At 53.5% G+C, this 12,667-nt stretch carries 16 protein-coding genes; 7 read left to right on the top strand and 9 right to left on the bottom strand.

The genetic code is table 11. From position 1 onward, the window contains the following. Positions 1-78: 78 nt before the first annotated feature. The 3 genes from R3I13_RS21860 to R3I13_RS21870 are packed head-to-tail and all read right to left on the bottom strand — an operon-like array spanning position 79 to position 4,219. Positions 79-1,827 (bottom strand): c-type cytochrome, encoded by a 1,749-nt coding sequence (locus tag R3I13_RS21860; RefSeq protein WP_346320105.1) that lies wholly within the window; start codon positions 1,825-1,827, stop codon positions 79-81. A 1-nt stretch (position 1,828) separates the two neighbouring features. Next, the gene (locus R3I13_RS21865) at positions 1,829-2,926 is read right to left on the bottom strand and encodes a plastocyanin/azurin family copper-binding protein (protein WP_346320106.1); all 1,098 of its coding nucleotides are present in this window, start codon (positions 2,924-2,926) and stop codon (positions 1,829-1,831) included. 9 nt (positions 2,927-2,935) lie between these two features. Then, positions 2,936-4,219, bottom strand: a complete 1,284-nt coding sequence (locus R3I13_RS21870; protein WP_346320107.1) for an enolase C-terminal domain-like protein — start codon at positions 4,217-4,219, stop codon at positions 2,936-2,938. Between the two features lie 211 nt (positions 4,220-4,430). On the opposite strand from R3I13_RS21870, the gene R3I13_RS21875 reads away from it, so the two are divergent. The 4 genes from R3I13_RS21875 (at position 4,431) to R3I13_RS21890 (ending at position 7,044) form a co-directional block, all read left to right on the top strand. Beyond that, positions 4,431-4,988, top strand: coding sequence for a dihydrofolate reductase family protein (locus R3I13_RS21875; protein WP_346320108.1), 558 nt, complete (start codon positions 4,431-4,433; stop codon positions 4,986-4,988). A 42-nt stretch (positions 4,989-5,030) separates the two neighbouring features. Continuing rightward, a complete protein-coding gene (locus tag R3I13_RS21880; RefSeq protein ID WP_346320109.1) occupies positions 5,031-5,528 on the top strand; it encodes a response regulator transcription factor in 498 nt (165 codons plus the stop codon). Between the two features lie 98 nt (positions 5,529-5,626). Further along, positions 5,627-6,163 (top strand): DUF4199 domain-containing protein, encoded by a 537-nt coding sequence (locus R3I13_RS21885; protein ID WP_346320110.1) that lies wholly within the window; start codon positions 5,627-5,629, stop codon positions 6,161-6,163. Between the two features lie 146 nt (positions 6,164-6,309). After that, the gene (locus R3I13_RS21890; RefSeq protein ID WP_346320111.1) at positions 6,310-7,044 is read left to right on the top strand and encodes a class I SAM-dependent methyltransferase; all 735 of its coding nucleotides are present in this window, start codon (positions 6,310-6,312) and stop codon (positions 7,042-7,044) included. Positions 7,045-7,092: 48 nt separating this feature from the next. Here R3I13_RS21890 and R3I13_RS21895 read toward each other — a convergent pair whose 3' ends face one another. Together R3I13_RS21895 and R3I13_RS21900 are read right to left on the bottom strand one after the other, a co-directional pair. Next, complete coding sequence (locus R3I13_RS21895; protein WP_346320112.1) at positions 7,093-7,500, bottom strand: hypothetical protein; 408 nt, start codon at positions 7,498-7,500, stop codon at positions 7,093-7,095. A gap of 120 nt (positions 7,501-7,620) precedes the next feature. After that, positions 7,621-9,480: a heparinase II/III family protein gene (locus R3I13_RS21900; protein ID WP_346320113.1), complete on the bottom strand. Its 1,860-nt coding sequence runs from the start codon at positions 9,478-9,480 to the stop codon at positions 7,621-7,623. A gap of 187 nt (positions 9,481-9,667) precedes the next feature. On the opposite strand from R3I13_RS21900, the gene R3I13_RS21905 reads away from it, so the two are divergent. Next, the gene (locus tag R3I13_RS21905; protein ID WP_346320114.1) at positions 9,668-9,880 is read left to right on the top strand and encodes a hypothetical protein; all 213 of its coding nucleotides are present in this window, start codon (positions 9,668-9,670) and stop codon (positions 9,878-9,880) included. 11 nt (positions 9,881-9,891) lie between these two features. On the opposite strand, the gene R3I13_RS21910 is transcribed toward R3I13_RS21905, so the two are convergent. Next, a complete protein-coding gene (locus R3I13_RS21910; protein ID WP_346320115.1) occupies positions 9,892-10,296 on the bottom strand; it encodes a hotdog domain-containing protein in 405 nt (134 codons plus the stop codon). 95 nt (positions 10,297-10,391) lie between these two features. Between R3I13_RS21910 and R3I13_RS21915 the strand changes: the two genes are divergently transcribed. Further along, the gene (locus R3I13_RS21915) at positions 10,392-10,970 is read left to right on the top strand and encodes an alpha-ketoglutarate-dependent dioxygenase AlkB (protein WP_346320116.1); all 579 of its coding nucleotides are present in this window, start codon (positions 10,392-10,394) and stop codon (positions 10,968-10,970) included. On the opposite strand, the gene R3I13_RS21920 is transcribed toward R3I13_RS21915, so the two are convergent. Genes R3I13_RS21920 through R3I13_RS21930 form a run of 3 tightly spaced genes read right to left on the bottom strand, consistent with a single transcriptional unit; the run spans position 10,954 to position 11,888 of the window. After that, positions 10,954-11,118 carry a Gfo/Idh/MocA family oxidoreductase gene (locus tag R3I13_RS21920; protein ID WP_346320117.1) on the bottom strand — a complete coding sequence of 55 codons (165 nt, stop codon included), beginning with the start codon at positions 11,116-11,118 and terminating at the stop codon, positions 10,954-10,956. The two genes, R3I13_RS21915 and R3I13_RS21920, sit on opposite strands and share 17 nt — an antisense overlap. A 35-nt stretch (positions 11,119-11,153) precedes the next feature. Then, the gene (locus R3I13_RS21925) at positions 11,154-11,399 is read right to left on the bottom strand and encodes a hypothetical protein (RefSeq protein ID WP_346320118.1); all 246 of its coding nucleotides are present in this window, start codon (positions 11,397-11,399) and stop codon (positions 11,154-11,156) included. A 9-nt stretch (positions 11,400-11,408) separates the two neighbouring features. Further along, positions 11,409-11,888, bottom strand: a complete 480-nt coding sequence (locus R3I13_RS21930; protein WP_346320119.1) for a hypothetical protein — start codon at positions 11,886-11,888, stop codon at positions 11,409-11,411. 318 nt (positions 11,889-12,206) lie between these two features. Between R3I13_RS21930 and R3I13_RS21935 the strand changes: the two genes are divergently transcribed. Further along, positions 12,207-12,641 (top strand): DUF2147 domain-containing protein, encoded by a 435-nt coding sequence (locus R3I13_RS21935; RefSeq protein ID WP_346320120.1) that lies wholly within the window; start codon positions 12,207-12,209, stop codon positions 12,639-12,641. The last annotated feature ends 26 nt before the right edge of the window (positions 12,642-12,667 follow it).

Below are 12,667 nucleotides of genomic sequence, written 5' to 3' on the forward strand. Positions count from 1 at the left end.
ATAAAAGAGATCAACCTGTCATTGCGTTAACTGATAATTTTTTCTCACAAACGAAGGCCGTCTTCTCCCGGTCTATTTTTACAAGGAAAGGATGTACTTCATAATCTTTTGGGCATCTGAAACAGGCATATTGCTGTGCGGCAACATCTGCACCGGCCCCCAAACCCCGCTGCCACCTTTGATGATCTTTTCTGCAAGGCGTTTTACGTTTGCTTCGTTAGCCGCATATTTGGCTGATATATCGGCATAAGAAGGCCCTACCAGCTTAACATCCGGCCGGTGGCAGGCTGCGCAATCCGATGCGGCAACGAACCTTTTACCCGCTGCAATATCCGCGGCTGCAAACACGGCGGGCTTTACCACGGGCGCAGTGAGCAACTTGTTGAGGGTATAGCAGATGAGTTTATTCACCAAAGGCAGGCCCTGCCTTGATGTGATGCTGTCCAGCTTTATTTCGTACACAAAGCCGGGTGCGAGACCGTCCAGCGCGAGAGACACACGTTTCCCGTCAGGCGTGGCTTTTATCGATTTAATATGGATGGCCTGCACGTCTAATTGCGGGGAGCCGTATTTTTTATGGTAAGCATAACGGTAGCGGCGGATGTGATAATTGCCGGGTTTCAGCGCTGCGGCAGTCACGGGCTGGGTGAACACCAGGTCGAAGCCTTTCGCCGTTAAGCTCATCCGGAGAATATCCAGCTGCAGCTTACCGGTAAAAACGATGCGTTGTATGCCATCGTCGCCCAGCCAGCCATGCGAGCTTTGGCCGGTATACAAACTGCCATCCGGCCCGAAAACCAGTCGGTTATTGCCTTTGCGCAGGCCTTGTTTGTCCAGGAACGGAATGCAGGCGCCCTGCCACTCGCCTCCTACTTTTTCGAGGATCACCCTTACGATCCTTTCCTGGTTCATTTCACCGATGAGCAGCTGTCCCGCAAAGGGGCCGAATTTTCCTTTTGTATTGTCCACAACGGGCTCTGTGGGTGAATTGGCGATGATACCGTGTGGGAACAATACCACCGGCTTCGTGCGCATGCTGTCCAGCTCGTTAACCGGCAGCGCAAACGGCGAACCCTTCTTCCATCCTTTGGTCCATACGAGGCTGGCGGGATGGCCATAGAAGCGGCCTTTCCGCACATGATACAATGGGCTGGTACCCACCCAATCCCCCTGGTTATCCGTTGTAAAAAGATTCCCCGACAGATCGAAGCCGATGCCGTTGGGCGAGCGGAAGCCTGAAGCCCAGGGCAGCAGCCGGCCCTGCGGCGTGAGCTGCATGATCCAGCCGCGGTAAGGCACGGCGGAAAACATCTGCCTGCGGCCATCCGTGCTATCGCGCCCGTCCGGGTTCACTGTGCCGCGCACTTCCGGTCGCATGCGCCCATTGGGCGAAGAAGCGTTGAGCGCGATGTAGAGGTTGCCGTTCTTATCTTTAACGGGACCGTAATTGAATTCATGATAATTGCCCGTCAGCCCGAAGGCGTCGGTTACGTTTTCGTAGAGGTCCGCGCTGCCGTCGCCGTCTGTATCTTTGATGCGCGTCAGTTCCGGGCGTTGCATCACCAGTATTTCCGAATTGCTGACAACCAGCATGCCCAGCGGATCGTGCAGCCCTTCCGCGAAGAGCTTCCACTGCCGGGTACGCGGGTGCCAGGTCATTATTTCACCACGGGTGAATGCAGCCACCAGCCTGCCGTCCGGGAAAAAAGCCAGGGCGCCGTTCTCCGCTTTCAGGCCTGGCGGCATGGGGATCGTTTCCACTGTATATGATTGCGCGTGCAGGCATATGGCGGAGAAAAGAAAAATGAAGGGAAGGAAATATCTCATGCTAATGCGCTTTAATGGTCATAATGATGCTGAAAGCCCCGGCCTCTGCGGCGCTGAGCTGAAGTGTGCTTCCCATCCATGTTCCGGCTGAGCTTTCCATTTGCATATGTTCATTGTTTTCTCCATGAAAGACCAGCGGCTTCGTATTGCCCGGTATCCTGAAAGAACGGACAATGCCGCTGCCATCTTCCTTCGGTTTGATCATTTCATACACGTGCATTCCGTTTACGGTATAATAGAATTCCGGGAACCGGTTTATAAGGCGGTAACCTTTGTAACGCACTTCCGCGCCCGGCCCGCCCAGCGGGTAACCGGTGGAATCCTGGAAGAACTTTGTGCCAACGACCTTCGCCAACGCATCGCCTTTGCCTTTCCAGAGATCGGAATTGTCCAGGAAACCGCCATGCCAGGCAAAACGCAGCTTGCAGGCCGAAGCATCCCAGCAATAGGCAAGCTGCATGGGCAGGCATACGGCGATCGCGGCAGGGCTTGCTCCTTCAATGAACACGCGGTACAGGTAAGGCGCTTTCGTTTCGTAGGGGTGCAGCGCAGCCATATCATGCCCGTGATGGCCGCTGTGATACACTTCTTTTTCTTCCAGGGAAATATCATCCTGCCGGCGTTGCGGGGGGATGTTCATGTCTGTTGCAAGATACGGAAGCGCGGTATCGGCCGTCACGTACATGGCGCCATACATCACGGTTCCGTGGCCCGGGTACGTACACACAAATGGATAAACATCAGGCGTTTTTGGCGCGGTGAACTCCAAAGTTCTTACCTGCTCCGGCGCTACCACGGGTAATGCCCACAGCACGTTCGGCGATGCGGGAATGTAATCTGCTTCCGGGCCTTTTTCACCCAGCTGCAATGCCTCGTTCACCACCTGTTCCCGCATGCCCGGTTTCACGATCAGCAGGTTGTGGTTCATATCATCGGTATTGGTAAACACGATCTTCACATGCGCGCCGGGCGGCACGCGGAAGCGCACTACGTCGAATTGCAGGCCTGTCATTACGCCCATAGGTATGGTCACGCTCTGCGCCCGCGGCTGTTGCAGCGGCAGCAGGGCCAGCAGCAGGAGCCCTTTCAGGTATCGCATGAATATTGTTTATGATTGTTTAAAAAGTGCTTCATAATGCGGCAACGGCGATAAAATGCCGCCGCTCTGCGCGTAAAAATCAGGCCCCAGGTGAAACACGCCCTGCTCCGCATCCGTCCAGCTGCTGCCGGCGGCGGGATGTTGCTGCTTCATGGCCGCCCAGCGCGTGTAATTCATATCCCCGTTGGTTTCCATCATGCCCATGCCGATGCCGGGGAAAGGGCTGAGCCGCGCGGCCAGGTTCTTGTGCCAGTCTACCAGCACCGGGTTCACCGTCAGGTCGGAGCACATGCAGGGCACGCCGCGTTCCGCGGCCAGCTTCGCAATGCGCATGGACAGGCTCAGCGTTTTGGCAATACCCTTCAGCACCAGCGCGGTGTAGCCCTGGTCCAGCCGCTGCAGGGCATCTGCTTCTGAATGCACGCTTTCATCCACCGCCAGCCGCAGGCCGATATCGTGCACGGGGGCTGTGAATTCCTCGCGGAAAGGTTCCTCGTAGAGCAATATCCTGTCGAACGCGCCGATAGCCAGCGCATGGTCCAGGTAGCGGAGCAGCGTGTCTTTCGCTTCATAACGGCCGTTCGCGTCCATGGTGTAGCGCACGGGGCCGTGCGGCGTGTGCAGGTCTTTCACTGCTTCGTGTATTTCGGTAAGCCGCGCGCTGTCGAAGGCCAGCATTTCTTCCTGCGTGCCCGGGTATCCTGTTTTGATCTTGATCACGAAATAACCCGCCTTCACTGCGTTCACCACATCTTCCACGGGCATGTTGTACGACACCTGGAACATGACGGCAATGCGGTCATTCCGGTGCCGCAGCGCCTCGCGGTATGGCGCGGGGATCATCTCATCAAAGTTTTGCAGGCTGTTTTCCCGCGCGTAGAGCAGCCATGCGGCATTGTCCGCGCTTACCAGCGAATTCAGGATGAAATTGATGTGAATATCCGGTTTTCCGGTTACGTACCCGGAATTGGCCATTACAAAAGGTAGCAGTTCCTCCAACAAACTGATAGGCGTGGTGAAAGGCATCTGTTTCATCATCAGCAGCGCTTCCTTCGTAAGCGAGAACATCTTTTCATTCCCGGCCTGTTCGGAATGCGCGGCGAAGAAGTCCGCATCGCCGTACAGCACGCTTTGCGTGGCCAGGCCTATGGCGGAATGGCCGTTGGAAGAAGTAATGCGGCTTACGGCCTGCCATAATTCCGTAAGGTAATTGCCTTTGAAGCCAAAGGGGCGGATGAGCGGTTCCCGTTCCGCCACCGCAGCAGTATGTTGAACTTGAATAACAGGGAGCATGGAATCTTTTTAATTTTTCCCGAAGCCGGGAGGCACAGGCAAACAATATACGGAACCCGGGGCCAATAATACAAGCGAAGCGCTAAAAATCCTGCTTCATCTCAACGCCTGTGGCCTTTTCACCTCCTTATATTGACGTTTCCTCCCCTCCTCCGTATTGCCCTATGGTGTTAGCTTTGCTGTATATCACTGATATTTAAACATACCAGATATGGGAAAACTATCCGTATTCAATTTCCTGACGGTGAACGGCTATTATGAAGGCAAAGAAAAAGGCGACATCAGCTGGCATACGCACCAGCCCGGCGGCGAAGAGGGCCAATATGCCGCGGAAGGCGCAGGCTCCGGCAGCACGCTGGTATTCGGCCGGGTGACCTACGAAATGATGGCCGGCTGGTGGCCCACACCCATGGCCATCGAAACCATGCCGGATGTTGCAAAGGGCATGAATGAATCAGAGAAGATCGTTTTTTCCCGCACACTCAAAAAGGCGGACTGGCAAAATACCAGGATTATCAGTAACAACATCGGCGAAGAGATCAAAAAACTGAAGAAAGACAAAGACCTCACCATCCTGGGCAGCGGCAGCATCGTAACGCAATTGTCGGAACTCGGGCTGATAGACGTATACCAGCTGATGATAGACCCCGTGGCCATCGGCGCTGGCAGCTCCATTTTCAACGGCCTGAAAAAGAAGCTGGACCTGGAACTGGCAGATTCCAGGATCTTCAAAAGCGGGGTGGTGTTGCTTACTTACGTACCGGCCTGACCGGATGCAGATACCTTCCTTCCCACAAAATTTATATTAATTTTGACGGGTAAACCAAATGTGCATACCGTGCTGAAATGGTTCGCCAGGCATCGATCCACTATTTTATATACCGTTCTGCTGGCCATATTGCTGTTCCTCATCCGATGGCTCGAGCTGCGGTTTATCGTGCTTAACTACGCCCTTGAATTTTACATTGGCGGCGTTGCTATTTTGTTTACCGCGCTGGGCATCTGGCTGGCGCTGAAGCTGTCGCGCCCGAAAATAAATACCGTGGTGGTCGAAAAAGAGATCTACCTCCACCGCTCCCCTGAATTCACCATCAACGAAAAAGAACTGGAAAAGACCGGCCTCAGCAGCCGGGAGCTGGAAGTATTGCAGCTGATGGCCGAAGGACTGAGCAACCAGGAGATCGCGGCAAAGTTGTTTGTATCCCTGAGCACTATTAAGACCCATTCTTCCAAAGTGCTCGAAAAAATGGACGTGCGCCGGCGTACACAGGCCATCGATAAAGCTAAAAAGCTGAATATCATACCTTAACGATTTCATACTTTGGTCTGATTTACTCAAAATCAGTCTTTAGTATGAGCGAAAAGTCGTTCCGTTCATCCATTTTTGCAGCATAAAACCTACAATCAATGAAAAAAGTCGTATTCATTTTCGGATTGATCGCCGGGCTGATCGTTACCACGATGATGCTCGGTACCACCATCGCCTGTTACCGCAACCAGGATTTCCAGGGCAATATGGTGCTCGGGTTCATTCTCATGGCCATTGCATTTTCGATGGTGTTCGTGGGGATCAAAAATTACCGGGACAAATACCTTGGCGGCGAGATCAGTTTCCTGAAGGCCCTGAAAGTGGGTTTACTTATCACGCTTGTGGCTTCCAGCATGTACGTGCTGGTTTGGGTAATAGAATATTACGTCTTTATTCCTGACTTCCTGGACAAGTACGAGATCTCCCGGCACAAGATGGCCGGGGCCGAAGGCAGGGCAAAAGTTGAATCGGAAATGGCCATGTACAGGGCATGGTACAAAACACCTTTTGGAGTGATCCTTATTACATATATGGAGATCTTACCCATGGGCATTATTATCACGTTGATCAGCGCTTTGATCCTGAAAAAACGCAGGAAGAATGAAAATACCAGTTACCAGCGCGTCGGCGCCTGACCAGGAAAAGGCAACCTGAAATGATGTAACAGCAACCGGCAAATAGCCTGCATTGGCGCGACGCCAGTGCAGGCTTCACCGTTATTTGGGAAAGGGCTGCCCTGCAACAGGGATATTGCCTATTTTTGCAGTATAAACCCTCCCCCATGAAAGATAATTTTTCCGTCCACGCCGGGAAATACGCAAAATTCCGCCCCCAATACCCGGAAGCGTTATTCGATTATCTCCTGGACCTTGTACCCGAACGGAATGCTGCCTGGGATTGCGGTACAGGGAACGGGCAGGTGGCTTCCAGGCTCGCACAGCACTTCAATAAAGTATATGCCACCGACATCAGCCGCCAGCAAATAGAGCAGGCAAAACCCAACCCGAAGATCGAATATTCCGTTCAGCCAGCGGAAGAAACCAATTTCCCTGATCGCTCCTTCGATATAGTGACCGTTGCGCAGGCCATCCACTGGTTCGACTTCGACGCATTTTACCGGGAAGTGAACCGCACGCTGAAAAAAGGCGGCATCCTTGCGGTGACCGGTTACGGGCTGCTGCACGTCACGCCCGCGGTAGACACGGTGATCAGGAGGCTCTACGTACAGATCGTAGGCCAGTACTGGGACCGCGAAAGGAAATACATAGACGAGAATTATATGACCATCCCCTTCCCGTATACCGCTCTTCCCTCCCCTTACTTTGAGCATACCGAAGAATGGTCGCTGGAGCACCTGAAAGGATACCTCTCCACCTGGAGCGCGGTGGATCATTACATGCAAGACCGCCGCACCGACCCCGTAGAGCTTATTTCAGACGACCTGAAAGCCGCATGGGGAAAGGAATCGCTGCTTACCGTACGGTTTCCCATCCTGCTGAGAACAGCCAGGGTGTAAAATAACTGAAGCCCCTGCGGTGCATTGCCACAGGGGCTTTTTCATGCCTTAATACACAATGAATTCAGGCGTAACGCTTTCCACGCTCCACCAGCTGTTTACAACTCCATGGATCATGGCGTCCACGATGTAATCGCCATCCGGCCCGGGAATGGAAACATGAAAGCCGTCCACATTCGGGATAGGCCCTGACCCGGGCGAATGTGAAGTGTTCGTCATCGGGAACGAACCGAGGCCGGCGATGGTCGCAACCGGCGTGGAATAAATGCCGCCGGAAACGAAATACGTGATCGTAACGTCTGCGCTGCGCCCGTTGATGGTGAAATAATACGTGTCTGTCGTGGTCACTGAAGCCACTGCTTCTGTTGCCGTGGTAGCGGCGGGGTTCTTAAAGCTGCTTGCGAAAAACAGGGCTCCGGCCAGCAGGCCAAAGCACAGGATGTTCTTTCTTGCCATTGGGTTTTGGTTTGTATTGAAGAAATCGGGTGAAACGCTAACAATAAAGAGTACTGCACAATAAAGAGTACTCAAATATGCATGTTTATTCCCATATTTCATAACCCCATGACAGGAATTTTATTTCGAAGCAGGCCATTCCGCCAATGCCTTTACTGCAGCGGGTTGTATGTCTTTCCGCGGCAGCAGGAACACGTTGATGGCGCCTTTGAAACCCGCGGGCACTTTCATTTCGAAGCCGGTGAGGATAGTGCCTTTATTCGGCGCGTCGTAATCTTTGTCTGACTGTGTGCTCCAGGTCTTCATCTCCACCGGCAGGGGCGCATCCACTTTCAGCGTAAGCGATTTGCCGTTCTTCGTAAGCTCCGCGGTATTATTGCCGGTGATCTTCACGTCTGCAGGCGTCAGCAGCGTCCAGCGGATGAGGGTTTCTTTTCCCGGCGCCGCCACTTCATCGCGCACCAGCACATATTGTTTGTTCACGACCGCGATGCCGCGGATGGCTTTTTCGAGATCGCCTTTGTACAGCGAGGTAATATCTGTAGTGGCCTGCATGAAATTTTCCGCGCGGCTGAACGCGGTGATGGGTGCATTGCCTTCCACCGACTGCAAATGCCCGTTGACAGTAAGCGTATTATGAACGAAGTTGTTGTAGCGGAATACTTCCCAGCGCTGCGAATTCTGGGCGCTGCCCCAGATCTTCACACCTTTTGATTCCAGGGAGTTATAGTCCTGCATGCCGAAGTCCATCGCCCAGCGCACGCCGTCGCTTTCCATCACGAAAGAGCCTGCGTCCATGTGCGCGTGGTTCACGGAAGGCGAGCCGCCTTTCATGCCAACGAATATGGCATTCTTATCCGTCCAGGAAGTGCGCATCATCGCCACGGGATTTTTCCCCGCGCCGGTCCACATCAGTGCGGAAGGCGGTTTGATGGAAGACAGGCGGATGTTATTGTTCCAGAGCATGATGGCGGGCAGCAGGCGGTCGCGGGTATGGTTCTTCCCGCTTTCCATCCAGCTTTTTTCCACCCAAAGCAATGAAGGGTCTTTTGTTTTGCCGGCAAACCAGAACATGGCGGCATTCAATCCGCCGCCATTACCCGCGTCGGAGTAATTGAAAGGCAGGCCGGTAGGACCTGTCATATTTTCAAGGTAGGCAGCGGTTTGCAGGAAGCCGGGTTTGGCCGTGAGCCCAAAGTCTTTCCCGAAAAGCTTTTCCAGCGCGCTGATGAAGAGCACATTGAAGCTGGTGCCGTAGCCCCAGTATCCGTATCCTTCAGGATAAGCGCCATCCGGCAGGTAATCCTTCATAGGCAGCTGGATGGAGGCGATGCCGCGGTTGATGATCTGCAGTGCAAGCTCAGGCTGCTGTTCGTAGATCGCCAGCGCGCCGTACATCATGCCGGCGTTGCACACCTGGTTCCAGTTGTGCGAAGCGCGCAGCCATCCGTTATTTTTCGTTTCCAGCGAAGTTTTCACGCCTTTTTCGAGAATGGCGTCGGAGATCGTTTTGCGGGAAGCGGCTGAAAGCCTGCCGTAGAGCCAGTCGTAGCCAATGGCCATGCCCAGCGTCATTTCAGCGACGTCCAGGAAATGCGATGGATTCCAGTCTGCAAAAGCGGCAACGCCCAGCATTTCAGCTTCGGCGCGGGCAAAATATTTTTGCTCGCCGGTGGTGCGCCAGGCATAGGAAAGATAAAATACGCGGCGGATACATTCCCGGGAAACGCCCAGCAGGCGGCGGCCTTCCACTTTACGTTCGAGGTTAGGCAGACTTAGCATGGCATCGCTTTCGGCGAGGATGGCCTTGTGCATCTTCTGCCAGGCGGGATCTGCGGCAGTGGCTTCCCGGAGCTGCGTTTCCTCTCCTTTCAATAATAAGATACGCGGATGTTCCGGCACGGTAGTGCCTTTAGGCAGGGTATCCTGCCGGGCAAAGGCAGGCAGGCTCAATATGAGCAGCAGGGTGGCAAGTTTCATAACTGGAATTTTATTTTAATGCGTATCAAAATACAAATATTTCGATATTTCTCCTCTCCGCTCATCCCCAATTTGCCGTGGGAATTCCACAAACGGCCGGCCACAGCCGTTGCGGGAAGCAGGCGCCCGCCGGATTTCCGGGTTCTGGCACAAAATTGCGGATATAAGGGTAAATGAAACGTGCGCTATGGAAAATACCAGGAAAATCAAACACAGCGTTCCCATGCAGGAACTGATGCGCCTGGCCGTAAAGTTTAATGTATCCCTGCAAAAAGTGAAAGCGGCCATGTATACGCTCGGGCACGACCTGAAAGATATCGAGGCATGGTTCCTCGCCCGCAAACAGAAACAGGAAGTGGATTACTCCTGGAATGACCCGTCGAATATCTCCTGCGGATAAGTTGAATTCGCCTACCGTTCACCCGGCGCTTCGCGCAGGCGTTCATCCGTATACGTTATTTCCGTTTTGCCGTGCGGCTTGGGAATGCCTTTGTCGTCTACGCTTACAAAAACGATCTTGTCGATCGTGAGGATGGATTTCTGCGTGATCTTGTTGCGTACTTCGCAGGTAAGCGTGATAGACGTACGCCCGAAGTGCGTGGCTTTGATGCCCAGCTCCACGATGTCGCCCTGGCGGGCTGAATTGATAAAATTGATCTCGGACATAAACTTCGTCACACACCCGTTTGTTCCCAGCTGTATAATGGCATAGATCGCCGCTTCTTCATCGATCCAGCGCAGCAGGCTGCCGCCGAATAAAGTGCCGTGCGCATTCAGGTCTTCGGGCTTTACCCACTTCCTTGTATAAAAATTCATCGTCCGGAAATTTGGGGCGAAATTAAGGAAATCCGCCCTATTAATCCGCAAGATACGGGTGGCGCATTTCCGCATGCCGCCTGTATCTTTGTTTTATGAACAACCTGTTGCCCGTGGACGGTGAAGCGGTTTTATACCCCGCGCTGTTCACCCGGGAAGAAAGCGGCCGTTATTTACAATTATTGCAGGAAACCATCAGCTGGAAACAGGAGCCTGTGATCCTGTTCGGGAAAACGATCATGCAACCGCGGCTGACGGCCTGGTATGGAGACGAAGGTAAAGCTTACAGCTATTCCGGCATCACTATGCAGCCGCAACCCTGGACAGATGCGTTACTGGCCATCAAAACAAGAGTGGAGGCAGTAGCCGGGCATTATTTCTACAGCGCGTTAATGAATTTCTACCGCGATGGCCGGGACAGCATGGGCTGGCACCGCGACAATGAAAGTTCTCTCGGCCTGAACCCCGTGATCGGTTCAGTGAGTTTCGGTGCGGAACGGGAATTCCAGTTCCGGCATTATATGAACCGTTCGCTGAAACGCTCTGTGCTGCTCACACACGGCAGCGTGTTGATCATGGCGGGCGCCACGCAACACTTCTGGCAGCACGCTGTTCCGAAAACGGCAAAGCCGCTCGGTGCGCGCATCAATATCACTTTCAGGAAAATTTGTTAGATCCCACCCTCTTCCCGGTTTCCATGGAACGGTAAATGGCCTGCAATATCTTCACGTCCTGCCGGCCCATTTCACCGGGTACGGGCGTAGGCCTTCCTTCCATGATGGCTTTGGCAAAATCGTCCATCTGGAGGGCCTGCTGGTTCACCTGCGGGAATATGAACTGTATTGCATAAGCCTTATTTAATCATGCCCCAGCTGTTTTACCAGCTTGTTGTAGATCCCGAAAAGCAGGAAAGGCGCCGCCCATTGCCCCACAAAGAGGCTCGCATGTTTGCGGCCGAGGCATTGCAATGCCAGCGCCACGCTCATGGCACCAATAGAAGCCCAGAGAAAAGCGTCGGAAGGCAGTTTCGCGGTCTGTTCTTCAATAGCTTCCGCTACGGGGCCTTCTCCATGTTCTTCAAGAATGTTGTTCTTCTTTGCCATAAAAAAATTTTAATCGTTCTTATCAATACTGTACTCGTTGTTCTCTTCGTCCTCCGCGCCTGTGTCTTCCCGCTGATCGTCGTCTTCACTGCCGGGCACATCCAGCTCTTCGCCTTCATTCAGCGGGTCGCCGTCCGTATCGGTCATGTCCACTTCCGCGCCGTGCATGCGTGTTTCTTCTTCGTAAGACGGGTCGCGGCTGGCGGCGTCTTCCAGTGCGCGGCGCTCTTCTTCCGTTACATTGCTTTCCCCTTCCGTGAGTGGTTCATTGTTGTTGTCCGCATCGGTTTCATTGAGATCGTCCAGCAGGCCGGCGCCTTCTTCATCTGCGGAGGAAGCGGTGGTATCGGCCAGTTCGCCCATCGGTGCGGGTTTGATGTTTTCCTGGCCGGGTATGTCGTGCATCTGCGGCAGGTCCATCTTTGCGGTGTTGCCTTTCATGCGGTCCTCATCGCGTTTATTGTCGGTAAGATCGTTTCCCTTTGCCATGGTATGATGTTTACTGAAAACGGGAAAGAACCATGCCACCCGGAACAGCAGCAGAAAGCAGGGCATCCGCGGCCGATAATTGTAGAGATAATTACGCACCGCAACCGGGTGGTGTGGAACGTTGACCAGCAAAGCCGTCATTGCGAGGAGCAATGGGAAGTTCCGGGCGGCAGAAAGCGCGACGAAGCAATCTCCAAATATTGGGTATATCAATTCAATGCAGGAGATTGCTTCGTCGCCCTCCCGCTTTGGCTCGGCAACTCCTCGCAATGACGCGCTTTTTCCCGATATTTGAAGGGCGAATCAAAACAACCGTCCATGAAAAACTTACTGCTGGCAACCATGCTTTTACTGATGATCCCGGTGTATACCAAAGCCCAGAATGCGGATGCTATTGTTGGCTTCTGGCTGAACGAGGAAAAAGACGCAAAGATCCAGATCTACCGCAGCGGCGATGAATTTTCCGGGAAGATCGTATGGATCGCCAACCAATTTGAAGCAGACGGGAAAACACCCCGGAAAGACACCAGGAACACCGACCCGGCCCTGCGCAACCGCAGCATCCTGAACATGGTCATACTGACCGGTTTTGAATACGACGACGGGGAATGGGAAGACGGCAAGATCTACGACCCAAAAAGCGGCAAAACCTATAGCAGTAAAATGAAATTAAAGGGCAATACGCTGGACATCCGAGGGTACGTGGGCGTTTCCATGTTCGGGCGCACCACCACCTGGACCAGGGCGCAATAAGGCCCTTTCAACAACTCAACCCCTCA

Origin of the sequence: Chitinophaga sp. YIM B06452, assembly GCF_039655965.1 — a bacterium.
Classification (GTDB): Bacteria; Bacteroidota; Bacteroidia; order Chitinophagales; family Chitinophagaceae; genus Chitinophaga.